Here is a 23891-nt window from a genome sequence, read left to right as displayed (position 1 = left end):
CCGCGACCGCGGTGTCGGTGGCGGTCATGACCGGACCTCGCACGACCGGGCTTCCCCCACCACCGACGCGAGACCTCCCAGCAGATCGGAAAGATGTTGTAGCGCATCGGTGTTCACGCGGTAGTACACCCAGGTTGCCCGACGCTCACCGGTGATGAGACCCGCCTCCCGCAGCACCTTGAGGTGGTGCGAGATCGTCGGTTGTGAGACGTCGAACGGTCCGGAGATGTCGCACACGCACGCTTCGGCTCCCGGATGCGCGGCGATCTCCGACAGCAACCGCAACCGAACCGGATCCGCGAGTGCTTTCAGCACCGGCGTGGCCGTCTCCGCCTGGTCGGTGCTCAAGCCGCGCCCGACCGGCGACAGCAGGTTCTGATTCGACATGCGTCAATATTGACCGATGTCGAATCAGTGGGCAACCGCGACCCCTCACAACCGGCGTGCGTAGGGAGCGGCGTATCCGGTCTTCAGCGGTTCGTCCCCCAGCCACGCGGCGAGCTCCTCGGCCCGGGCGTCGAGCGCGCGACGCGCATCGCGGGGCAGCGGCTCCAGCGGGATGATGTCGATCGACGAGTCCGCGCGGCGATACCAGCCGCCGACGATGCGGCCGTCCCACCAGGCGGTCTGACCGCCGTTGCCCGCCGAGTCGAAGACCTCCGCGGCGTGGCCGCCGAGGTAGAAGCCGCGCTCCTTGTAGCCCATGGTGGTCGGGTCCAGTTCGGGCAGCAGGACGGCTTGCGGTTCGACCTCGTCGTCCGAGGCATCGGGTACATCGTCGGGCAGGACGTGGCCGACGCCGCCGCCTTCCAGGTCGACCTGGGTCGTGTCTAGTTCGGCGAGGGCCGCGCGGACCGCGGTCTTGGTCGACCCCAGCCACCAGGCCAGGTCGGTCTCGGTACCGGGTCCGTACGTGCGCAGCCAGCGTCCGATCAGCGCGCAGTGCCCGTCGTGAACGCTGATCGACGGCAGTGCCTCACCGAGCCAGAGGGACATCGACGTCCAGGCCGGCCGCGACAGATGCCAGCCCAGGCGATTGGGGCCGCGGACGATCGCGCCTTCGGCGTCGAGCATGTTCAGCACCCGCGGACCCATCGGGGCGCGTCCCGCCCAGGCGGTGCCCGCGCCGTGGCTGATGTAACCGTCGAGAGCCGGTAGGCGCTCGCGCAGTTCGGTGGAGGTCAACGATTCCCCGCCGGCCAGTTCGGCCAGGACCGCCTGCCGGGCGGTCTCGATCCAGCCCTCCGGGTCGTCGAAGTCGGGACTGCGCCGGAGATCGCGCAGCATGTTGGTGCGCTCGGAGGCCGAGATCCGTGGCCCCAACGCCCCGACGGACTCGGCCAGGACGTCCCTCGGGAACACGAACAGGGTCCGTCGCATCGCGAGGTGCTTGACGAGCGTCCGCGCTTCGTAGAGGGCGGCGTCGACGGAGTGGCGCGCGAAGCCCGGGCCGACACGAGCCCAGGCGGCCAGATGGACCGTCGAGGGAGTGGTGGCGTGTAGACCGACCATGGTGGCGGCCGCCTCGACCGCGTCGACTGCCCGCGACGACGCGTCGAGGTGCGCCCGGCGCATGAGGCGTGCGCGGCGCTGTGCGTCGGTGATCACCGGTCGAGCGGTCATCGCTCGAGAGTCATCGATCGGGCCCCGCAAGCAGTCGCATGGAGAAATCGTAGTGAGCAGAGCCGACAAGAAGAGAGTCGCCCGGAGGAGGGGACGCGGGTGCCGGAGACCGCCGACCCCCGTCGACCCGGTGTCCGGCACCCGCGCGGTCGTGTGGGCCGAACGACACACAGCCCCCGACGGGCAGTGTTCGCCGAACACCTCCGTGTGTCCTTCGACCGACGCAACCTGTGCGCTTCCCGACCCCCGTCGAGTCGCGCCCCACAAGGAGACCCCACGAACGCCGCCCACTCCACCCCCACACCGGAAACCGCGGCGAAGCCACTGGTCAAGCGGCTAACGGACTATCCGGACCGGACAGAACCGGTTCCGGATCCGGTTTCCGAACCGCCGGTCGACCCTGGTACGCACGTCCGAGATGTGGCCGTCGCCACATCGGGTCGCCGATGCTGGCGCGGTGGGTTCGGCTACCGCATGATGGTGCGGTCGAACAGTCGGGGCGAGCATGGGGACAGCTGAGTGGATTTCGGTGAGGCTCTCGCGCGACTGTTCGTGCAGGCAGGCCGTCCCACACTGCGGGCGTCGGCGACACGGGCGCGGGTCTCGGCACAGCGGATCAGCGACTGGCGCAACGGGCGGCATCTCCCCCGGGACTTCGCGACCGTCGAACCGCTGCTCGTCTGGCTGACCGCCCGGGCCGTCGCCGCCGGCGCCGACGACGTCCTCACCATCCGGCAATGGCGAGAGATGTGGGACCACCGGACGCCCGACGAGGCCCGCGCGGAAGAGCCGTCCGCACCGCAGCAGGCACGACCGTTCGCCGGTCTCGCCACGTTGACCGCAGCCGACAGCCAGATGTACTTCGGCCGCGACGACGTCGTCGGCACCCTCGTCGACGCGATCCTGGCGGCACGCAAGGGACCGCCGCCCCTGCCTCCCGCGTCCCGGCTCGTCGTGGTGACCGGGGTGTCGGGATCGGGCAAGTCGTCGCTGCTGCGTGCCGGCCTCGCACGGGACGCCCGGTTGCCCTCGCCCCGACTCGGCGAGATCACCCCGGGCGGTCTCGCCATCGCGGCCCCGGCGGAAGCGGAGGTCACCGACGCGCCGGCTCCGCCGCCGCCGACGACGACCGAGCAGGCGGTCATCGTCATCGACCAGTTCGAGAACGTCTTCTCCCTCGAGGACTCGCTGCGGGCCGAGACGCTGCGCGAGGTCGAGGAACTCGCGCACGACACCGTCGTCGTGGTCGGTGTGCGAGCCGATTTCTTCAGTCCGTGCGTCGAGCACCCGTTCCTTGCCGACGCATGGCAACACCGCTGCGTGATCGTCTCGGAGATGACGCGAACGCAGTTGCGCGAGGTCATCACCGCACCCGTCCGTCTCGCCGGCGGCCGGATCGAGACCGGACTCGCCGACGTGATGATCACCGAGCTGTACGAGGCGTCGACAGGCGGCGACCGGGCCGGCCGGCTGCCGTTGCTCGCGCACGTCCTGCAGGCGACCTGGGCGCGCCGCAGCGGCAACCGGATGACCCTGTCCGGCTACCGGGCAACCGGCGGTATCGCCCGCGCCGTCGCCGACACCGCGGAGGCCGCCTGGGCGGCGATCGACCCGCGGCATCGGGACCTCGCGCGCGCCGTCCTGCTCGCCCTCGTGCACGTCGGTCCGGCCGGGATCGCGCTGCGCGTGCCGTTGTCCACGGCGACCCTCGCGAACCGGTTCCCGCCGGAGGTCGCCACGGTCATCGACGAGTTCGCCCAGGCCAGGCTGCTCACGGTCTCCACCGACTCGGTGATGCTCGTGCACGACGTGGTGCTGACCGCGTGGCCACGTCTGGCCGAGTGGATCGCCGACGACACCGACAACCACCTGTGGCGTCAGCAGGTCGACGCCGACAGCGCGGCGTGGCTGGCCAACGGCCGTGGCCGGTCGTTCCTCTACACCGGGTCGCGTCTCGACGACGCCAAGCGCCGGCGGCGGACCCTCCGCAGTGACTATCTGCACCTGCTCAGCAAGGAGAACGACGCATTCCTCGACGCCGCGGTCGCCATGCAGCAGCGGCGACGCCTCACCCGCATCGGTGCGGTGTCGGTCATCGTCGCGCTGGCGATCGCGGCAACGATCACCGCGGCGATCGGGTTCCGGCAGGCCCACGACCTGCGGCAACAGCGAAACGCCGCCGAACGGTCGGCACTGCTGTCCCACATCGACAGCATGCAGTTCTCGAACCCGTCGCTGGCGGCGCGACTGCTGCTCGTCGCGCACCGGATCTATCCCGACGACCCGACGGTGGAGAGCCGCCTGCGCGGGGCCGCGACGACTCCGCTCGTGACACCTCTTACCGGTCACACCGGCCCGGTCTACGACCTGTCCTTCGACCGGACGGGCACCCGGCTCGCGTCGGCGAGCGGCGACCGGACCGTCCGCGTCTGGACGCGGTCCGGTTCGTCGGACTATCGGGAGTCCGCGGTTCTGCGCGGCTTCGGCAACTACGTCACGAGCACCGACTTCCACCCGACGCGGCAGCTGCTGGCGAGCAGCAGCGGCGACGGCTCCGTTCGCATGTGGGACCTGACCGACGCGTCGAACCCGCGCGCGGCGACGACGGTCTCACCCGGCCACGGCACGGTCTACATGGTGCGGTTCTCCGCCGACGGCCGCACCCTGGCCGCGTCGTCGGACGACGGCACCATCACCGTGTACGCGGTCTCCCCGACCGGTTCGATCCGGGAGACGGCCGTGCTGCGCGGTCACACCGCCGCGGCGCGGACCCTGTCCTTCAGCCCCGACGGTCGCACCCTGGCCAGCGGCGGCGACGACCGGACCGTGCGGCTGTGGACCACCGGCGAAACACCGCAACCCCTGGGTCCCCCGCTCACCGGCTTCCCCAGCATCACCCACGCCGTCGCCTTCAGCCCCGACAGTCGTTCCCTCGCGGTCACCGGCGACAGCCCCGACGCCCAACTGTGGGATGTCGCCGACCCGCTCGCGCCCCGCCCGTTGAGCACCTCCCTGCCCAACAGCACGGCGGGGTCGTGGTCCATCGCCTTCGACAGCTCGGGTTCGCAGCTGGCCTCCGCCCGCGCCGACGGTCTCGTCCGGGTGTGGAACACCGCCAATCCCACCTCGCCGACCCTGCAGTGGGCGCTGCAGACCACCTCCGAGCAGGGGTCGGTGCGGACCTTCTCCGCCCGCTTCGACCCCAGCGGCGACCAGCTCGTGTCCGGCCGTTCCGACGGCACCATCGACGTGTGGAGCCTGCCCGGCCGGACCGAACCCGATCGGGGCGGGACGATCACGGGGCTGGACACCGACGCCGCGCAACGAGTCCTCGCGACGGTCGGCTCCGACACGACCCTGAACCTGTGGACGACGTCCGGCGGCCTCACGCTGCGATCGCGAACGCCGATCCAGCGCCGGGTCAACGACCATCCGCGTGTCAGCCTCAACGGCCCGGGCACGATGGCCGCGACCGCCAACAACAACGGTGGGCTCGTCGAGCTCTGGGACATCACCGACACCGCGGCCCCTCGACGCGCCGCGGCCCTCGGCGTCGCCACCCGCTACTCCTTCCCGGTCGTCTTCGCGCCGTCGGGGAACCTGCTCGCGACCGGCGACACGGATACCACCGTGGCCCTGTGGGACACCTCGGACCCCCGCTCCCCGCGACGGGTGGGTGCACCGCTGCGCGGACCGACCGACCTCATCCGCAACGTCGCGTTCAGCCCCGACGGCACGCGGCTCGCGCTGACCTCCGACGACAAGCGCGTCTACCTGTACGACCTCACGTCGTCGAGTCCGGACCCGGTCGACGTCATCACCGACGAGGCGCCCATCGCCCAAGCCGCCTTCGACGACGGCGGTGTGCTGGTGGTCGCCTCCCGCGACCTGTCCACCTGGCGCCTGCCGCCGGTCGGCTCCGACGCCGAACCGGAACTGCTCGACCGGCAGGAGGACATGTTCGCCTCGACGGTCTCGATGGCGCCCAACCGCCTCGCGGTGGGCACCGCGACGCACGAGCTGATCAGCTTCGCGCTCGACGACGACGGTCAGCTCACCGATCGGCAACCGGTCGGGACATTGCTCGCCACCACCGACACCACCACCACCTGGCAGCTATCGGTCCAGCTCCCGTCCGACAAGGAGATCATCTCCGGCGGGGACACGACCGGGAACGTCTACCTGCACACGCTCGACCTCGATGTGGCCCGCGACTGGATCTGCGCGAGCACCGCACCCCTCACCGACGCGCAGCGCGACGCCTATCTCCCGCACGTCGACGTCCGTGCGAATTGCGGTCGGGACTGAATGTTGTTGGCCGGCAGGTGACCTCGACAGACGCGGCGTCCTCGCTGCGCTCGGTCGACGCTGCTCGGCCAGCAGAGGGGTCGCAGCGGGCCTCACCGGAAGCCGAGCACCTCGTCGCCCCATGCCTCCCAGATGTCGCCGTCGAGGTTCTGCACCACCCGATCCTCGGCATCGATGCGCAGCACCGGACGGTGGCCGGTGTCGTAGGTGGGCCAGGGATCCCCGAGCGACCCGGCGTCCGGCTCCTGTCCGTGCGCGAACGCGGTCCATCGTCGGACCATCCTCTCGGACACCGCTTCTCCCTGCTTGCGGCCGCCGAGCAGGAACGTGACGTCACGGGGCCCGGCGCCGAGATTGCCCCACACGTACGGGACCTCGGTGGCGTGGGCGGCGCCGAGGCCGAGGAGCCGGAACATCCTCGTCGTCCAGTCGTAGCGGTAGACGTAGACCGGCGCCGAGCGTGCGTGCGCCTCGGCCAGCCACAGCGTGGGCATGCGGAACGCCACGTCGCGGGCCACGCCGAGCCCGGTGACCTTGGGACGCAGACCCGAATAGGCCGAGAGCACCTGGGCACGCTGCGGGAGGACGACGTCCGGGTACTCCTTCGTCATGCCGGCGAACATCCGCTCGATGTCGGCCGTGGTGATCGGCATCAGCGGGGACTTCATGTACTTGAAGAGATTCGCCTCGTCGCGATTGGTCCCGATGATCAACGGCACCGGATGCGCACGGCCTGCCCGATAGACGTCGAGGGGATGCTCGGGCAGCAGATCGCCGTCGATGACCGGCGCGAACGCGATGGTGCCCGGGGTCTCGGCGGGGATCTTCTCGAAGAGAGTGGTGGTGAGCGCCGAACACGTCATGCCGTCGAGCGCCTCGAGCCGTCCGACGACGTCGCCGGCGTCGAGTTCACCGGCGTCGATGCCGGCGACCTCGAGCAGTTGCGCGGCAACCCGCGCCGCCCGCTCGGACCCGTACATCGAGGTCACGGGCGAGCTCTGCGCGATCGCCCGGCCGAAGAGCCCGGCCGCGGCCGGCATGGTGAGCAGTGCGGTGACCAGTCCCGCACCCGCCGATTCGCCGAACACCGTCACCTTGTCGGGATCGCCGCCGAACGCGGCGATGTGGTCGTGGACCCAGTGCAGCGCCGTCAGCACGTCGCTGAGTCCGGCGTTCGACTCGAATCGCCCGTCGATCGACGAGAGGTCGGCGAACCCGAGGACCCCGAGCCGGTAGTTGAGCGTCACGACGACCACGTCCCCCGTGGCGGCGAGGTTCGAACCCTCGTAGAACGGCTGGGCCCCTGATCCCAGGACGTAGGCGCCGCCGTGCAGCCACACCATGACCGGCAGTCCGACGGCATCGTCGGCATGCTCCGAGGCACCCGGCGGGGTCCACACGTTGAGGAACAGACAGTCCTCGTCCATCACCACGTCCGGGCCCAGCCGCACCGCGGGGTTCAGTTGTTGCGGGCAGACCGCGCCGAATCTCGAGGCATCGACGACGTCCTCTGGCGCGTCGCTCTCGGCGAGGGGCACAGCCCGGCGCCAGCGCAGCTCCCCCACCGGCGGACGGGCGTACCGGATGCCCCGCCACACGTCCGCCCGCTCGCCGACGACACCGCGGTAGGTGCCGACGCGGGTGTGGGCGAGCGGTCGCGGGCCGCTCGCGGCTTCTCCCACGGATGCGGGCGGGATGGCGGAGGTGCCCGGTTCGTCGTGCTTCATCAGTCCATCGTGCACCGTGAACCTGTTCCGGTTGTCCGGAATTTCACCGCGCCTCCTGGGTAATGTGACCCCATGGAGCTACTACGCAACGTCGTAATCTTCCTGCACATCATCGGCTTCGCCGTCACCTTCGGCGCCTGGGTGACCCAGCTCGTGGCGCGCGAGTTCCGCGTCACCCGCGTCATGGACTACGGGATACTGCTGTCCCTGCTGACCGGGCTCGCACTCGCGGCGCCGTGGCCGGCCGGAATCGACCTGAACTACCCCAAGATCGGGATCAAGCTCGTGATCCTGCTCGTTCTGGGCGCGATCCTCGGCATGGGCAGCGCACGCCAGAAGCGCACCGGCGAACCCGTACCCCGGCCCCTCTTCTGGGCCGTCGGCGCGCTGTCGCTGCTCGCCGCGGGTCTCGCGGTCATCTGGTGAACGACCGCGCCCACCGGGCCGGACCCGCGAAACGACAACGCCGCGCACCGGATCGGTGCGCGGCGCTTGTTCGTGGAGCCCCCTGTCGGGATTGAACCGACGACCGCTCGCTTACAAGGCGAGTGCTCTACCACTGAGCTAAGGAGGCACGCGCGGCCGAGTATATCGGCCGGACCGCTTCCCGGTTCATCCCACCCGGGCCGATCAGACGCTCCACGATCAGCCCCGGATCGCGGCCACCGCCTCGATCTCCACCAGCTGCTCGTCGTAGGCGAGGACCGAGACACCCAGCAGGCTGCCCGCGGGCTTGTGATCGCCGAAGGCCTCGGTCACCGCGTCCCAGGCGACCACCAGATCGGCCTGCAGGTGCTCGGCGACGTACACGGTGACCTTGGCGACGTCGCGCAGCGTCGCGCCGGACTCGATCAGCGCGGCCTCCAGGTTCTTCATACACTGCACGGCCTGTTCGCGGACATTCCCGGGAGCGACGGTCGCGCCGTCGTCGTCGATGGGCGCCGCGCCTGCGGTGAAGACGAGACTCCCGGGACTCACCGTTGCGCTGCGGGTGTGGCCGTCTCGAGGACCGTTGATGTGCACGGAGGACATGCCCGCGATCGTAGACCAGCCGCGGAACTCAGCCCTCCAGCGCGGAGTCGATCACGGCGGCCAGTTCCACCGGACGGTCGCTCTGGACCGAGTGGCCGGCACCGGCGATCACGACTTCGGAGAATCGCGCCGCGCGCTCGGCGAACTCGCGGGCATCGGCGTCGTCGACGAAGGTCGAGTCACCTCCCCGCACCAGGGTGAAGTGGGTGTCCGCGGTCTCGACGTGCTCCCACAGCGGGCGGAAGTCGTCCGCGCCCGAGAGCCGGTCGTATCGCCACTCGTATCGGGTGCCGACCGGCTTGCTGTTGTGTATGACCCCACGTCGTATCGCCGACCGCGGCCGGTGTGGGGCCATCGCCGCGATACTGTCCGTCATGGACTCGATGTCATCGAAAAGAGCTGGGCCGCTGGCCAACTCGGTCGTCCCGCGCTGGTCCGCCGACATCCCCTGCAGGCGCGTCGAGACCGACGGTGTCACATCGACGACCACGGTGTGGGCCACCAGCGCCGGGCGCAGACCGACCGCGCGGATGGCGGTCAACCCGCCCAGCGACATGCCGACGAGCATGCGTGCACGAGGCGCGACCTCGCCGATGACCGGCAGCACGGCCTCCGCCGCCGTCCACGGCATGTAGTCGCGATCCGCCCGCCGATCCGAATGTCCGTGACCGGGCAGATCGATTGCCACCGCGGACAGATCGGGCCGCCGGCAGATCAGCTCGAGGATCACGCTGTCCCACGTGTGCGCGTTCTGCGCGCCACCGTGGAGAAACACCACCTCGGGATCTGCTCGCCCCCAGCGCAGAGCACTCAGCGCGCGCCCCTCGACGTCGACGGTCTCGCGTTCGACGACCGGCAGCGGGAAGTCGTCGCGCCCGATCTCCGCGCGATTCTCGGCGAGATGGTCGAATTCGTCCGCGGTCGATCCCGTCATGATCTCTCCCTGGGCTCCGTGCGGGATCATCCCGCCTGCGTCGACGAAGAAAGCGCCTGGCATGTCCGAAATACTGTGTACCACCACCGGACAGCTGCCGTCGTGAATGTTTGATCGGAACCCGGGACCCTGCCCGAACCGCCCGGACGGAGGAGGTGTATCCAGTCTCCTGTCAGGGTTGAACCGGTCGGGAGCCGGTTACCCGCGAGCACTCCCCCACCGACCACAGGAGGCCTGCGTGCGCGAACAGATCGGCCGTGTCCTGCGCCGGCTCAGCGGCAGCCGGCAGGCGACGATCGACACCATCGAACCCGGCAGCATCATGGTGTCGCCGCGCAAGCCGATCGAACCGTTCGACGTCGCGGCGATCACCGAGGTGCTCGATCTCGCCACGAAGATCGGTGCGGTCCTGCTCGACTCCGGCACCGGGGCCATCGACACCCAGACGCAGATCAAGTTCGTCGCCGGCGTGTACGGCCTCGAGGACGTCGACGTCGACGTCACCTACAACACGATCGTGGTCAGCGCGCGGCGCGGCGCGACGCTGCCGCCCATCACGACCATGGAGCAGGTCTACTACCGCTCGATGGACTTCACGCGGCTCGCGCAGGTCGACCGGCTGGTCCGCCGTATCCGTGATTCGTTCATCAGCCCGTCGACCGCGCATCAGATGGTCGACGAGATCATCACCGCGCCGCACCCGTATCCGCACTGGCTGGCCACGACCGCCTGGGGGATCATGGCGTCGGGCATCGCGGTGCTGCTCGGTGGCCAGTATCTCGTCGCCGCACTGGCCTTCGCGACCACCGTGGTGACGGTCAGCATCAACCGTCGCCTGAACCGCATCGGGACCCCCGTCTTCTTCCAGCAGGTCCTCGGCGGGTTCGTGGCCGTAGTCCCCGCCGCCCTCGTCTTCGCCGCGGCCGAACGGCTCGGGGTCCAGATCGCGCCCTCGCAGGTCATCGCGGCCGGCATCGTCGTCCTGCTGTCCGGGCTGTCGCTGGTCGGCTCGGTACAGGACGCGATCACCGGCGCGCCCATCACCGGGGTGGCCCGCTTCTTCGAGTTGCTGCTGATGACCGGCGGCATCATCGCCGGCGTCGGCGTCGCGATCCGAATCCTGGAGGCGGGGGGCATCTACCTCCCGACCATCACCACGACGACCAGCTTCGAGGTCGTCGAACTCCCCATCCGGGTGGTCGCCGGCGCGGTGGCCGCCTGTGCCTATGCGCTGGCCAGCTACGCCGAGACGCGCGCGCTCGGCGTAGCGTTCCTCGGCGGCTTCATCGGCACCGCCGTGGCGGCCGCGTCGACCTTCACCGACATCGGCGACGTCATCGCCAACGGTCTCGCGGCGGCGTTCGTCGGCCTGATCGGCGGCCTGCTGGCGCGCCGTGCACTGACGCCGCCGCTCGTCGTGGCGGTGGCCGGCATCACCCCGCTGCTACCGGGTCTCGCGGTGTATCGCGGTCTCTACGGCATCCTCGGCGATCAGACGCTCGACGGCTTCACCTGGATCGCGAACGCGCTGGCCATCGGCTGCGCTCTCGCCGCGGGAGTCACGCTGGGCGAGTTCGTCGCCCGGTCGCTGCGTCGTCCCCAGCTGCCTCCCCGGCCGGACTGGCGACTCCGCCGCCGGATCGCGCTGCGCGAGGATCGCGAGGCCCGTCAGGCGCACGCCAACGCCCGCCGGGGCCGACCGAACCGCCGGCGACCACCGACGCCGCGACTCTGACGCGAGGCGGGTGACCGTGAACCCCCGCGATGCCCGGGTAGAATACGTAGTCGGGCGTGTCCTCGGACGGCAGCGTGGCATCACCAGGAGTCCGGGGACGCCGCACCGCCGCGCCGGCTGACATCGCGCGCCGAACGCACACCATGCCGCACAACGAGGGGACTCACATGCCCGCGAAGACGACCGACATCGCCGACGAAGAACTGGAACCCGTGGCCGACGAGACCGCCAACTCGGCGCGCCGCGTCGTCGCCGCGTACGCGACCGACGCCGACGAATGCCGGATGCTGTTCGCCATGCTGGGGATCGCGCCGGGCGAGAACGCCTGACCAGGTGGCTCCGCGAGCAGGAGAAACCCACCCCGACGCCGACGGCGTGACCGGGACCGACCGGAACATCCACGACGGGGCGGAGTTCGTCGTCGTCGCGAACCGTCTGCCCGTCGACAAAGAGGTCCTTCCCGACGGCACCGTCAATTGGAAGCGGAGTCCGGGCGGACTCGTGACCGCGCTCGAGCCGATCCTGCGCGCCAACACCGGGGCCTGGGTCGGATGGTCGGGGATTCCCGACTCCGACGACAACCCCGACATCGAGGGCATCGACATCCACGCAGTCCCGCTCTCGACGCAGGAGATCGCCGAGTACTACGAGGGCTTCTCCAACGCCACGCTGTGGCCGCTCTACCACGACGTCATCGTCAAACCCGAGTACCACCGCGAATGGTGGAACGCCTACGTCGAGGTCAACCGGCGGTTCGCCGAGGCGGCGTCGAAGGCCGCGGGCGAGGGTGCGGTCGTCTGGGTGCAGGACTACCAGCTCCAGCTGGTACCCAAGATGCTGCGGATGCTCCGACCCGATGTGAAGATCGGCTTCTTCCTGCACATCCCGTTCCCGCCGGTCGAACTGTTCATGCAGATGCCGTGGCGGACGGAGATCGTCGAGGGCCTCCTCGGCGCCGACCTCATCGGCTTCCATCTGCCGGGCGGGGCACAGAACTTCCTCTTCCTGGCCCGGCGCCTCGCCGGTCAGGCGACGAGCAAGGGCACGGTCGGCGTGCGCTCGCGTTTCGGCGTGGTGCAGGTCGGGTTCCGGACCGTGCGCGTCGGCGCGTTCCCCATCTCGATCGAGTCCGGCGAGCTCGACGCCCAGTCCAAGACCCGCAAGATCCGGGAGCGGGCCGCCGAGATCCGCCGCGAACTGGGCAATCCGAAGACGATCATGCTCGGCGTCGACCGGCTCGACTACACCAAGGGCATCGACGTCCGGCTCAAGGCCATCTCGGAGCTGCTGGCCGAGAAGCGGCTCGAGCCCGCCGACACGGTGATGCTGCAGCTCGCGACGCCGAGCCGGGAACGCGTCGAGAGCTACAAGCAGATGCGCGCCGGCATCGAGCAACTCGTCGGGAACATCAACGGCACGTACGCGAGCGTGGGACAGCCCGTGGTGCAGTACCTGCATCGTCCGGTGCCCCGCGAGGAACTGCTCGCCTTCTTCGTGGCAGCCGACGTCATGCTGGTCACGCCGCTGCGTGACGGCATGAATCTCGTCGCCAAGGAGTACGTGGCCTGCCGGGGCGATCTGGGCGGCGCGCTCGTGCTCAGCGAGTTCACCGGCGCGGCAGCGGAACTACGTTCGGCCTACCAGGCCAATCCGTACGACCTCGACGGCGTGAAGGACGCGATCGAGGCCGCCGTCGAACAGAGCGAACACGAGGGCAGGCGACGCATGCGCGCGCTGCGGAGGCAGGTTCTCGCCCACGATGTCACGAAGTGGGCCGAGAGCTTCCTCGGCACGCTCGGCGCCGACTCCGACACCGAGCTGTCGGCCAATCGGGGTGTCCACCTGGTGGACGAACCGGAGTGAGCGACAACAGGATTCCCGCCGAGCTCACCGAGGCGCTGACGCGGGCCGCCGGCGTGGGGGTGCTGCTCGTGGCGAGCGACTACGACGGATGTGTCTCGCCGATCGTGTCGCGGCCCGAGGACGCCGTTCCCCTCCCCGCGTCGATCGACGCTCTCACGGCCGCCGCCGCGCTGCCGGACACCGTCGTCGCAGTCGTGTCCGGTCGCGAGCGCGCCGTGCTCGCGGCACTGTCCGGCCTCACCGCCCCGGTGGTGCTGGTCGGCAGTCACGGCAGCGAGTTCGAGTCCGGGTTCGCGGTCGAGGTCACCGACGAGGCCCGCGCGCTGCTCAACCGGCTGATCGACGAGTTGTCCTCCATCGCAGCCGAATTCCCGGGCAGCACAGTCGAGGTCAAACCGGCCAGCACCGTGCTGCACGTGCGCAACGCGTCCGAGAGCGACGCCGTCTCCGCGCTCGACCGTGCGCGCACCGGCCCGGCCGCCTGGCCGGGCGTTCACGTGACCGAAGGCAAGGCCGTTCTCGAACTCGCGGTGATCGAGACCAGCAAGGGTCACGCGCTCGACACCCTGCGCGAGGCCATCGGCGCCGACGCGGTCATCTACCTCGGCGACGACGTCACCGACGAGAAGGCCTTCGCCCACCTACGCCCGGGGTCCGGCGACGTCGGCATCAAGGTCGGCGAGGGCGACACCGCCGCCGAATACCGCATCGCCGACACCGACGACGTGGCAACGGTTCTCGCGTTCGTCGCCGAACAGCGGGCACGCGCGGCCGACTAGGCCGGCATCGCGACGAGCGGGTCCGTGGCCACCGCCCGGCGGGCACTCTCGCGGATCACCTCGTGCACGAAACCGAGTTTGCGTACGACCGGTTCGGGGATCGTGAACGGGTACAGCGGCCGACGCCCCATCGCCACGTTCACCCTGTTCAGCATGAGCGACAACCACTTCCAGTCGTAGAGCAGGCGCTCGATCGGCTCGTCGGCGTACGACCGGAGCGGCACGATGTCGCGCTCCATGGTGAACCGGACCTGCTGGGCATCGAGATTGAGCCCGGATTCCCGGGCGGTGTCGATGGTTCCGGTGATGTGCAGGTAGTGCGCGAAGCACTCGGCGAAGTCCTCCCACGGGTGCATCGTGGCGTACTCGGAGATGTACGAATCGTGCCAGTTCTCTGGTGCCCCGAACCGGTAGTGCCGCGTGATCGCGTCGGCGTAGCTCGCGCGTTCGTCCCCGAACAGGTCCCGGCAGCGCTCGAGGTACCGGTCGGCGCCCGGACCGGTTTCGACGAGGACGTGTTCGAAGTAGTGACCCGTCTCGTGCCGGAAGTGACCGAGCATCGTGCGGTACTGCTCGCCGAGGTCGACCCGTAGCCGCTCACGATACGCATCCTGGGTCTCGGCGAGGTCGATGGTCACCACACCACCCGCGTGACCGATCATGACCGGCCTGCCGAGGGTCTGACTCGACAGCAGATCGAACGCCAGGCCGCCGTCGGTGCGCCAGAACGGCTCCACCGGCAAGCCGAGATCGACGAGTTGATAGATCAGCAGCCGCAGGTCGAAGGACGCCGGGGCGAGCTTCTCGAGCGCGATGGTGTCCTCGGCGTCGGGCTGACGCCGGATCAGGGACTCCGGAAAACAGCGTCCGCGCAGTCCGATGCTGTCGTCGGCGACCTCGGCCGGGGTCAGCCAGTTGCAATGGGTCCGGTCCCACAACGAGCATCGGACCCACCGGATGCCATCGATCTCGACCCCGTCCGCCGAGACCGCGTACAACGACCGCGACGGGAGGTGCACGCCGACGGTCGTCCCGCAGTTCGGGCAGGTCTGACGGTCGAAGCCGGACAACGCATTACAAACCGGACAGGTGAGCGCATGCACGCGGCTCAGCCTATCCGGATGCGCGCATTCCCGTCGTCGATCGGAAGGTCCCCTCGTACCGTCGCCGTCACCTCGTAGGAGTTGAGGTTGATCGAACCGCGATGGTTGTCGAGGAATGCGGTGTCGGCGGCGTCGCGGCCGGTCGAGATCCGCACGAGGCTCTGCCGTGGAGCCAGTCCGGTCGCGTCGACCGACACCCATTCGCCGTCCACGATCGCCTCGGCGACGGCATGGAAATCCATCGGCGAACATCCGGGCGCGTAGACCGCGACGAGCCGCGCCGGGATGTTGAGGGCCCGCAGGAGCGCGACGACGAGATGCGCATAGTCGCGGCACACGCCCGCACCGGCGAGCAGGGTGTCGGCGGCACCGTCGATGGGGTCACTCGCGCCGGGGATGTAGCTGAGCCGATCCGACACGTAGGCGGCGACCTGCCGCAGGATCTCGCCGTCGGGCAGCGACGAGTCGAACTGACCTGCCGCGAACCCGAAGAACTTGTCGCACTCGGCATATCGGCTCGGACGGAGATAGGTCGAACGGTCGGTGACGTCGACGGGCAGCGGGTCGGCGGGGGTGAGCACCGACGCCCAGTAGTCGATGGTCAGGACACCCCGCTCGAGCTGCAACCGGTGGATGCGGGAGCCGTGCTGCCCGATCATCTCCTCCGGGGTGACCGACCGGCCGTCGAATTCGACCTTGAGTTCCTCCTCCAGTTGGAGTCCGGGCAGTCGGGCGACGGTGATCTGCATCTCCAGTTCGGTGGGGTCGTCGACCCGCACCTCGAGCCGTGCGGACACATCGCGGGGCAGCGTCATGGACTCACCGTAGGGGATGCGCGCGACAACGGCAGCGGCAGGCGGTCGGGTGACCGGTCACAACGTCGCCATCGCCGCGACCGGATCCGCGTAGATGACACTGAGCGCCACCACGATCGCCGCGCTCTCCTGCACCCGCACACCGAACCTCGAGGGCGCGATCTCCAGCGGCCACGTGAGCGTCGTGGCTTCGTCGAAGGCCGCCTGCACCGGCGCGAGCCCGTGCGGGTGCGCGGCGAACGCGTCGCCGGCGACGACGATGGCGTCGGGATTGATCACGTCCCGGATGAGCGCGACCGACTCACCGAGGACGCGGGCCCGTTCGTCGACGATCCGGGACGACGTGGGACTGATCCCGAGACGACGGGCCGCCGCCTCCGCGGCGTCGTCGCCGATGACGTTCTGCAATCGGACCCGAGTGAGTCCCGGCGCGAGCACGGGCGCCGTGACCGGCAGGTGGGCGATGGTGCCCGCCCCGCGTTCCGGCACATGCACCCGGCCGTCGAGAGTCATTGCCATCCCGGCTGTTTCACGTGCGTAGAAGAACAACCCGGAGCCCCCGTCGTCACGCGGGTGGGTCAGCAGCAGCTCGGCGGCGGCCATCGCCTCGACGTGCTCGCACACCGACACCGGGGTGTCGAGGTGTTCGGCAAGTGTTGCGCCCACGCTGAGTTGATGCCAGCCCAGGACCCGATGGTTCACCACACCGGTCTCGGCGTCGACCGCACCGCCGACGGCGACGCCACCCCACAGCACCCGACGCCCGCTGAAGCGTGCGGCGAGTTCGGCGAGCAGTGCGCAGAGGTGCCGCAGGGCGTCCTCCTGGTCACCGGTCGGCGTGAGCACCGCATGGCTGTGCAACGTTCGTCCGCCGAGGTCGGCGATGGCGAGCACGGTTCGCCGGGCACCGATGTGCATCCCGGCGACACACAGCGAGTCACGGTCGAGGGTCAGCGGATTCTTCGGTCTGCCAATCGATTTCGGCCCCGCCAGGTCGGGTCGTTCGACGATGAGGCCATGGGCGGCGAGAGCATGCACCTGACGGTTGATGGTGGCCGGCGACAGACCCGTCGTCGACGCGAGCTGATCCCGGGTCACCGGACCACCGACCCGGATCGCGTGCAGGACCGCCGCCGCCGGGGTGGAGGTCAGTTGCAGCGCCGCCGGGATGACTCCCCCACGCATGCGATGAATGTAGCAGTGCGGCGGGGGCGCCGAGGCGTGCCGACGGGCTGCGCGGCGGACTTGCGGGCATCCGTAAGGTTGAGCCCATGAGCACCGACACTGCCTCTCAGTCGACGGACAGCCGACCGATCGCCGTGGTCACCGGCGCGAGTTCGGGTATCGGCGCGGCCACCGCGCGGCAGCTCGCCACGCAGGGTTACCACGTGGTGCTCGGCGCCCGCCGGCTCGATCGGGTGACGGCACTCGCCGACGAGATCGGTGGCACGGGAAGACAACTCGACGTCACCGACGACGAGTCCGTCGCGGCGTTCGTCGCCGGGCTCGACACGGTGAACGTGCTCGTGAACAACGCCGGCGGCGCGAAGGGCCTGGACCCGGTCGCGACCGCCGACCTCGACGACTGGCGCTGGATGTGGGAGACCAACGTCCTGGGCAGCCTGCGGGTCACCAAGGCCCTGCTCCCCTCACTCGTCGCCTCGGGTGACGGACTGATCGTCTCGGTCACGTCGATCGCGGCGTTCGAGGCCTACGACAACGGCGCCGGGTACACGTCGGCGAAACACGCCCAGGGCGTCGCCCACCGGACGCTGCGCTATGAACTCCTCGGGAAGCCGGTACGGCTCACCGAGATCGCCCCGGGCATGGTCGAGACCGACTTCTCACTCGTCCGTTTCGAGGGCGATCGGGAACGCGCCGACGCGGTCTACGCGGGGCTCACGCCGCTGGTCGCCGAGGACGTGGCCGAGGTCATCGGGTTCGTCGCGTCCCGCCCGCCCCACGTCAATCTGGATCAGATCATCCTCAAGCCGCGCGACCAGGCCTCCGCCCGGAGGAACATCAAGACGGGGTAGTTGCGGTCAGCGCGGCGCCGGCGCATTCGAGGTGGGCGCCCCGCTCGGCGTCGCAGGGACCGAGGTCTCCCGGACCTCACCCTTGACGGCGGACATCCCCTGCCACGTCTCCCAGTCGTAGATCCAGTCGTAGATGTCGCCGTCGGCCTCCGACAACGCGATCCGTGTCCCGGTGACCTCCACCGGGTCGCCGTACACCGCGACCCCGAAGTAGCGTTCGGCGTCGGACTCGGACAGGTTGATGCACCCGTTGGTGACGTTGGCCGAACCCTGGACGTTCACGGTCGCGGGGTTGGCGTGGATGAACTCGCCGTTGTTGGAGATCCGCACGGCCCAGCGTTCCCTGATGTTGAAGTAGCCCGCGGCCGGGTTGCTCATGAAGAACTCTTCGTACTTCTCGGTCACCACGTGGATGCCGGAGCGGGTGACGTTGCGGTCGAGATCGCCGCCGCCGTAACTGCACGGCAGGGCCATCAGCTCGACGCCGTCGCGGAGCACGACGATCCGGTGCGAGGACTCCTCGGCCTTCACCACCTGCGCGCGCCCGATGGAGAAATCACTGGTCACATCGGCCGCCCCGTAGGCCCCGCCGCCGTGGTCGAGCCCGTAGAGCTTGGCGACCATGCTGACCTTGGTGCCGGGGGCGAAGTACTCGCGCGGCCGCCAGTGCACGCGGGAGCCGTTGTCCTCGCCGAGCCACGCCCACGACCCCTCGGTCGGCGGAGTGGTGGTGACCGTCAGCGCACGTTCGACGGCCTCCTTGTCCTCGACCGTGCCGTCGAACTTCAGGATGATCGGCGCCGCGATGCCGACCTCCTGCCCGTCGCCGATGTTGACGACGACGTTCACCTGACTCGACGGTGTCAGGGTGGTGAACGTCCCGGCGACCGGCACGACCTTGCGATCGAGACCCACCGCCGTTCCGCTCCAGGTGTATTCGGTGCCGTAGCCGAGCGGCTCGCCGATCGTGTAGCTCGTCCGGTCCGCCGACAGCTGCCCCTTCACCACGACTCCGCGTGGGTTGGTCAGTTTCACGTCGGGATTGAGGAACCCGTCGGTGGCCTTCACCGAGAACTCGGTCGTCGGGCCGGCCGGTTCGGCGTCGAGGGCGGGGGTGAAGGTCAGGCGGACCGGGGGATCGGCCGGCGTGTCCTCACCGGGGCCGAGGCCGGAGCCCGAGCAGGCCGCCACCGCGACCCCGAGCGCGCCGACCCCGGCCGCGGCGAGCACGGAGCGTCGGTTCACCGAGGTCTGAGGAGTCATCACTGCAACAACAGTACCGATGCGGCGCCTCGCATCGGTGGTGTGCGGGCCGCGGGGTCAGGCGTCCGGGGCGCCCGCGGCGTCGTCGTCGCGCGCCGCGGTACCGGTCCGCACGGACGGCAGGTGGGCCCGCTCGCCGGCATGGTCCATCATCGACAGCACCTCCACCGGACCCTCGTACGAGCAGATCGCGTGCGGGATCATCGTCGAGAACTCCGCGGCGTCGCCCTCGGGTACGAGGACGGTGCGGTCACCCAGCCACAGCTTCACCGTTCCCGACAACACCGTGAACCACTCGTAGCCGGGGTGAACACGCAGCTCACCGACGGGTTGCTCACGGTCGAAGCGCATCTTGGCGACGGTCACGCCCTGCGGCGCGTTCTCCCGCGAGAGCAGCCACATCGTCATCCCCTCCACCGTGTGCGGCTGGGGCCGGATCACTACATCGGTGTCATCGGCGGGTTCGACCAGCTGATCCAGGGTCGTGCCCAGCGCGCGGGCGATCGGCACGAGCTGGTCGAGCGCCACCCGCCGGTGCCCGGTCTCGATCCGGCTGAGGGTGGACGGCGACAGGTAGCACCGGGCGGCGAGGGCATCGAGTGTCCAGCCCCTCGCGATCCGGAGTCCGCGAATGCGCTGGCGGACGACAGCATCGAGTTCTTGCGTCATTGGCAAGATAGTATGCCATCGGGGCATGACGCCGCTACCGTGAAGACATGACCAGCACCCACCATCACCACCCGGTCGGCGACCGTCACGCGCACGCGGGCCACGCCGGCGATCACATCCACGACCACGCCGACCACGCCCGGCTCGCCGCTGTCCTCGACCTCGACGCCGAACTCATGGCCGATTATCTGGAGGACGCAGCGCGGCTGATCGAGGAGTCGTCGACACACGCGCCCGCGCGCATCGCCGATCTGGGAGCCGGCACCGGGACCGGCACCGAGGCGCTCGCGCGCCATTTCCCGCAGGCGCAGATCATCGCCGTCGACGGTTCGCCCGACATGGTCGCGCTCGTCGAACGTCGTGCGCGAGCGGGCGGTTTCGCCGGTCGGGTGACCGCCGTCGTCGCCGATCTGGACGACGGGCTACCGCCCCTGGGGTCACCGGACGTCGTCTGGGCGGCCATGTCGCTGCACCACGTCGCCGATCCGCAACGCCTGTTGCGGGAGGCCGCGACCACGCTCGCCCCGGACGGGATCGTCGTGATCACCGAGATGGCAGGCGTCCCGCGCTTCCTTCCCGCCCACGAGGACACCGAGCTGCGTGCCCTGCAGGAGCGCTGCGAGACCGCGGCGACCGAAGCCGGATGGGAGGCGCTCGTGGACTGGACCGACGCGTTCGACGCCGCCGGGTACGACGTGCTCCGTGTCGAGACCCTCCGGGTCGAGCGCAGCGATCCCGGCCAGTCGGTGGCGCGGTACGCACGGCACTGGTTCACCCAGTTCCGGCTGCGCTTGGCCGAGACCCTCGACCCCGCCGACCTGACCCGCCTCGATGACCTGACCGACGATTCCGACTCCGACGCACAGCGTCGTCTCGACGACCTGACCCTGTCCGCCGGGCGGCTCCTCTGGATCGCCCGCCCGCGCACCACCGCAATCCCCACTCCCGAGAGCGAGCAACGATGACCACCCCCGTCACAACCGGGAAGTACTCCACCACAAGCAGATACGACGTCGCCATCGTCGGCGGCGGAGCTGCCGGCCTCAGTGCCGCGACGATCCTGGCGCGGTCCTTGCGCAAGGTCGTGGTCATCGACGCGGGCCAACCGCGCAATGCACCCGCCGCCGGAGCCCACAACGTGCTGGGGCAAGACGGGACCTCGCCCCTCGACCTGCTCGCCCGCGGGCGCGCGGAGGCGACCGGGTACGGGGCCGAGATCCGGTCGGACACCGTCGTCGACGCCGCCGGCGCCATCGACGACTTCACGCTGCGTCTCTCCTCGGGCGAGGTCGTCGCGGCGCGCCGCCTCATCCTGGCGACCGGGCTGGTCGACGAACTCCCCGACCTCCCCGGGGTCGCCGAACTGTGGGGTCACGACGTGCTGCACTGTCCGTACTGCCACGGCTACGAGGTGCGCGGGACCCGGATCGTCCAGATCGCGACGAGCCCGATGTCGGCGCATCAGGCGCTCATGTTCCGCCAGCTCAGCGAGCATGTCACGGTGATCGCGCATGACCCTGCCGCCTTGTCGGCGGACGATCGTGAGCATCTCGCGGCCACCGGCATCGACGTCGTGGACGCCCGCGTCGAACGCGTCCGGACGCGGGAGCGGGACGGGGCGACCCGCCTCGACGGCGTCCGCCTGACCGATGGCACCGTGGTCGAGGCCGACGCGGTGGTCGTCTCACCGAGGTTCGTGGTCCGCGGTGAACTGTACGAGCGCCTCGGTGGCAGCCTCGTCGACGGCCCGATGGGCATGGGCGGCGTGGTCGGGACCGGCCCGATGGGTGAGACCGAGCTGCCGGGCGTGTGGGCGGTCGGCAACACCACCACGATGAATGCGATGGTGACCGTGGCCATGGGTGAGGGCGTCTCCGCCGGTGCCGCGGTCAACGCCGGACTGGTGATGGCCGACCTCCACGCCAAGGCCTCCGCCCCGGCGTGACGGACGACCACCGTGCCGGGCGTCGTCGGCCGCCTATTCGGGGAAACCGTCGAGTACGGCGGCCGACGCGGACAGACCGAGCCGGGTCGCACCGGCCGCGATGAGCTCGGCGGCGAATGCGGCGGTCCGGATTCCGCCACTCGCCTTCACCCCCATGCGATCGCTCACCGCGGCCCGCATCAGTTGCACCGCCTCGACGCTCGCACCGCCCGCCGGATGGAACCCGGTCGACGTCTTCACCATCGACGCACCGGCCCGTTCGGCGCGGCGGCACACCTCGGTGACGGTCTCCGGTCCGGCGAGTTCCAACAGCGCAGCCGATTCGATGATCACCTTCAGGAGGGTGTCGTCCCCGACGGCCTCACGGACGGTGAGGACGTCGGCGAACACCTCGTCGAACCGACCGTCGACGGCCGCCCCGACATCGATCACCATGTCGACCTCGTCCGCACCGGAGTCGACGGCCAGACGCGCCTCGGCCGCCTTGACCAGCGAATGGTGCTTTCCCGACGGGAACCCGGCCACGACGCAGGTCCGCAGTTCCCCGGTGTCGATCGGGAGCATCGACGGCGACAGGCAGACGGCGAACACCCCGAGCCGCGCGGCGTCGGCAACCGTGGCCTCCGCGTCGGCGCGGGTCGCCTCCGGCTTCAGCAACGTGTGGTCGATGATGGCGGCGACGTCGCCGCGGCGCAGGTCCTTGTTCGTCACACCGACGAGCTTGGCACACTGACTGTCGTGGCCCCCGGACAGACGACCCAGACCCAGGCAGATCAGACCGAGCACCGCTATGTGCTGACGCTCGGCTGCCCCGACCGCACCGGCATCGTGGCCCGGATCTCGACCTTCCTCACCGACGTCGGCGGCTGGATCACCGAGGCGGCCTACCACTCCGACGAGGAGACCGGCTGGTTCTTCACCCGTCAGGCGATTCGCGCGGATTCGGTGTCGTCGACCGCGGAGGAACTGCGCGCGCGCTTCGCCTCGGAGGTCGCCGCCGAACTCGGGCCCGAGACCGATTGGCACCTCACCGATTCGCGGGAGACCAAGTCCGTGGTCCTGCTGGTGAGCAAGGAGAGCCATTGCCTCATCGACCTTCTCGGCCGCGCTCACCGAGGCGAACTCCCGGCAGCGATCCGGGCCGTCGTCGGCAACCATCGCGAATTGGAGGACCTGGCCACCCGTTTCGGCGTCCCGTTCCACCACGTGCCGTTCGGGGGCGAACGCAAGGCCGAGGCCTTTGCCGAGGTGGGCCGGATCGTCGAGGGCTACGAACCCGACGCAGTCGTGCTGGCGCGCTTCATGCAGATCCTGCCGCCGCAGTTGTGTGATGCCTGGGCCGGCCGCGCCCTCAACATCCACCACAGCTTCCTGCCCAGCTTCATCGGCGCCCGGCCCTACCATCAGGCCTTCGCGCGCGGGGTGAAGCTGATCGGCGCCACCTGCCATTACGTCACCGCCGACCTCGACGCCGGCCCCATCATCGAACAGGACGTCATCCGCGTCGACCACAGCGACTCGGTCGCCGACATGGTCCGCCAGGGCCGCGACATCGAGACCCTGGTGCTCAGCCGCGGCCTGCGGTGGCACCTCGAGGATCGTGTTCTGGTCCACGGACGCAAGACCGTCGTCTTCACCTGAGGTCCCCGACACAGCGAAACGCCCCGCGACTCGAGTCGCGGGGCGGTTCCAAGTATGTTCCGGGCACTCAGGTAGTGGGCTCTTCCTCGCCGCCGAGCGAACCGGTGAGCACGTTGCCGAGGATCTCCTCGATAGCGCCGGAGATGCCACCCTCGATTACGTCAGCCATGTCTACTCCCTTCGTCATCGGTGAGATTGTTCGTTGATCACCGTCCGCTCTCACCCGTGCGTCGGCTCGAATCCGACGTTACATATTCATTTCGGGAATGTCTGCCCCTCATCGTGATCTCATCACTCGTAAACGGATGAATCGGGCGGGGAATATCTCGAATTACCAGCTGAGAGGGTACGGCAGCGGATTTGGAATCAGAATAAATCGAAACATCGAATTCAGACAATGCAGCGATAATGCAACGTC

Annotated in this window: 21 protein-coding genes and 1 tRNA gene; 10 read left to right on the top strand and 12 right to left on the bottom strand. The window is 69.6% G+C overall.

The annotated features are described in order from the left end of the window. Positions 1-24: 24 nt before the first annotated feature. Both AMD30_RS11830 and AMD30_RS11825 read right to left on the bottom strand, forming a co-directional pair. A complete protein-coding gene (locus AMD30_RS11830; protein WP_055475767.1) occupies positions 25-387 on the bottom strand; it encodes an ArsR/SmtB family transcription factor in 363 nt (120 codons plus the stop codon). 45 nt (positions 388-432) lie between these two features. Further along, positions 433-1623 (bottom strand): winged helix DNA-binding domain-containing protein, encoded by a 1191-nt coding sequence (locus AMD30_RS11825; protein ID WP_055475766.1) that lies wholly within the window; start codon positions 1621-1623, stop codon positions 433-435. Between the two features lie 519 nt (positions 1624-2142). On the opposite strand from AMD30_RS11825, the gene AMD30_RS11820 reads away from it, so the two are divergent. Further along, a complete protein-coding gene (locus AMD30_RS11820; protein ID WP_055475765.1) occupies positions 2143-5931 on the top strand; it encodes a WD40 repeat domain-containing protein in 3789 nt (1262 codons plus the stop codon). 92 nt (positions 5932-6023) lie between these two features. Here AMD30_RS11820 and AMD30_RS11815 read toward each other — a convergent pair whose 3' ends face one another. After that, entirely contained in the window at positions 6024-7658 is a 1635-nt protein-coding gene (locus AMD30_RS11815) for a carboxylesterase/lipase family protein (RefSeq protein ID WP_197282774.1), read from the bottom strand. 72 nt (positions 7659-7730) lie between these two features. On the opposite strand from AMD30_RS11815, the gene AMD30_RS11810 reads away from it, so the two are divergent. Next, on the top strand, positions 7731-8084 hold the full coding sequence (locus AMD30_RS11810; protein WP_010842778.1) for a hypothetical protein: 354 nt from the start codon (positions 7731-7733) through the stop codon (positions 8082-8084). 73 nt (positions 8085-8157) lie between these two features. Here AMD30_RS11810 and AMD30_RS11805 read toward each other — a convergent pair. From AMD30_RS11805 to AMD30_RS11795, 3 genes are all read right to left on the bottom strand, one after another. Beyond that, positions 8158-8232 (bottom strand) — tRNA-Thr (locus AMD30_RS11805). A 71-nt stretch (positions 8233-8303) separates the two neighbouring features. After that, positions 8304-8690 carry a RidA family protein gene (locus tag AMD30_RS11800; protein ID WP_055475763.1) on the bottom strand — a complete coding sequence of 129 codons (387 nt, stop codon included), beginning with the start codon at positions 8688-8690 and terminating at the stop codon, positions 8304-8306. 28 nt (positions 8691-8718) lie between these two features. Continuing rightward, positions 8719-9687 carry an alpha/beta fold hydrolase gene (locus AMD30_RS11795; RefSeq protein ID WP_331456839.1) on the bottom strand — a complete coding sequence of 323 codons (969 nt, stop codon included), beginning with the start codon at positions 9685-9687 and terminating at the stop codon, positions 8719-8721. A 175-nt stretch (positions 9688-9862) separates the two neighbouring features. Between AMD30_RS11795 and AMD30_RS11790 the strand changes: the two genes are divergently transcribed. The 4 genes from AMD30_RS11790 (at position 9863) to otsB (ending at position 14001) form a co-directional block, all read left to right on the top strand. Beyond that, positions 9863-11359: a threonine/serine ThrE exporter family protein gene (locus AMD30_RS11790; protein WP_010842781.1), complete on the top strand. Its 1497-nt coding sequence runs from the start codon at positions 9863-9865 to the stop codon at positions 11357-11359. A 167-nt stretch (positions 11360-11526) separates the two neighbouring features. Continuing rightward, entirely contained in the window at positions 11527-11688 is a 162-nt protein-coding gene (locus AMD30_RS25245; RefSeq protein WP_010842782.1) for a hypothetical protein, read from the top strand. A 46-nt stretch (positions 11689-11734) separates the two neighbouring features. After that, positions 11735-13222 (top strand): alpha,alpha-trehalose-phosphate synthase (UDP-forming), encoded by a 1488-nt coding sequence (locus AMD30_RS11785; protein ID WP_197282773.1) that lies wholly within the window; start codon positions 11735-11737, stop codon positions 13220-13222. Then, positions 13219-14001 carry a trehalose-phosphatase gene (gene otsB, locus AMD30_RS11780; protein WP_055475760.1) on the top strand — a complete coding sequence of 261 codons (783 nt, stop codon included), beginning with the start codon at positions 13219-13221 and terminating at the stop codon, positions 13999-14001. The genes AMD30_RS11785 and otsB overlap by 4 nt, the downstream gene beginning before the upstream one ends. On the opposite strand, the gene AMD30_RS11775 is transcribed toward otsB, so the two are convergent. The 3 genes from AMD30_RS11775 to AMD30_RS11765 are packed head-to-tail and all read right to left on the bottom strand — an operon-like array spanning position 13998 to position 17104. Further along, entirely contained in the window at positions 13998-15104 is a 1107-nt protein-coding gene (locus AMD30_RS11775) for a zinc-binding metallopeptidase family protein (RefSeq protein WP_014925361.1), read from the bottom strand. The genes otsB and AMD30_RS11775 overlap by 4 nt on opposite strands. Before the next feature lie 5 nt (positions 15105-15109). Further along, the gene (locus AMD30_RS11770) at positions 15110-15919 is read right to left on the bottom strand and encodes a transglutaminase-like domain-containing protein (protein WP_010842786.1); all 810 of its coding nucleotides are present in this window, start codon (positions 15917-15919) and stop codon (positions 15110-15112) included. A 57-nt stretch (positions 15920-15976) separates the two neighbouring features. Then, complete coding sequence (locus tag AMD30_RS11765; protein ID WP_055475759.1) at positions 15977-17104, bottom strand: ROK family transcriptional regulator; 1128 nt, start codon at positions 17102-17104, stop codon at positions 15977-15979. Positions 17105-17190: 86 nt separating this feature from the next. Here AMD30_RS11765 and AMD30_RS11760 point away from each other — a divergent pair, with 86 nt between their 5' ends. Continuing rightward, the gene (locus tag AMD30_RS11760) at positions 17191-17955 is read left to right on the top strand and encodes an SDR family NAD(P)-dependent oxidoreductase (RefSeq protein WP_055475758.1); all 765 of its coding nucleotides are present in this window, start codon (positions 17191-17193) and stop codon (positions 17953-17955) included. Positions 17956-17961: 6 nt separating this feature from the next. Here the strand turns inward: AMD30_RS11760 and AMD30_RS11755 are convergent, their stop codons facing one another. Both AMD30_RS11755 and AMD30_RS11750 read right to left on the bottom strand, forming a co-directional pair. Continuing rightward, on the bottom strand, positions 17962-19218 hold the full coding sequence (locus AMD30_RS11755; RefSeq protein ID WP_035717420.1) for a L,D-transpeptidase: 1257 nt from the start codon (positions 19216-19218) through the stop codon (positions 17962-17964). A gap of 57 nt (positions 19219-19275) precedes the next feature. Beyond that, positions 19276-19887, bottom strand: coding sequence for a helix-turn-helix domain-containing protein (locus AMD30_RS11750; RefSeq protein WP_055475757.1), 612 nt, complete (start codon positions 19885-19887; stop codon positions 19276-19278). 47 nt (positions 19888-19934) lie between these two features. Here AMD30_RS11750 and AMD30_RS11745 point away from each other — a divergent pair, with 47 nt between their 5' ends. Together AMD30_RS11745 and AMD30_RS11740 are read left to right on the top strand one after the other, a co-directional pair. Then, a complete protein-coding gene (locus tag AMD30_RS11745) occupies positions 19935-20852 on the top strand; it encodes a class I SAM-dependent methyltransferase (RefSeq protein WP_055475756.1) in 918 nt (305 codons plus the stop codon). Next, entirely contained in the window at positions 20849-21832 is a 984-nt protein-coding gene (locus AMD30_RS11740) for an NAD(P)/FAD-dependent oxidoreductase (RefSeq protein WP_055475755.1), read from the top strand. Before AMD30_RS11745 ends, AMD30_RS11740 begins: the two co-directional genes overlap by 4 nt. A gap of 33 nt (positions 21833-21865) precedes the next feature. On the opposite strand, the gene deoC is transcribed toward AMD30_RS11740, so the two are convergent. Continuing rightward, the gene (deoC, locus tag AMD30_RS11735; protein ID WP_014925354.1) at positions 21866-22543 is read right to left on the bottom strand and encodes a deoxyribose-phosphate aldolase; all 678 of its coding nucleotides are present in this window, start codon (positions 22541-22543) and stop codon (positions 21866-21868) included. Between the two features lie 27 nt (positions 22544-22570). Between deoC and purU the strand changes: the two genes are divergently transcribed. Further along, positions 22571-23473 (top strand): formyltetrahydrofolate deformylase, encoded by a 903-nt coding sequence (gene purU, locus AMD30_RS11730; RefSeq protein ID WP_010842794.1) that lies wholly within the window; start codon positions 22571-22573, stop codon positions 23471-23473. Positions 23474-23891 lie beyond the last annotated feature (418 nt).

The sequence above is a fragment of the Gordonia sp. HS-NH1 genome, assembly GCF_001418765.1.
Lineage (GTDB): Bacteria > Actinomycetota > Actinomycetes > Mycobacteriales > Mycobacteriaceae > Gordonia.
This window is presented reverse-complemented; position numbering and strand designations above follow the sequence as displayed.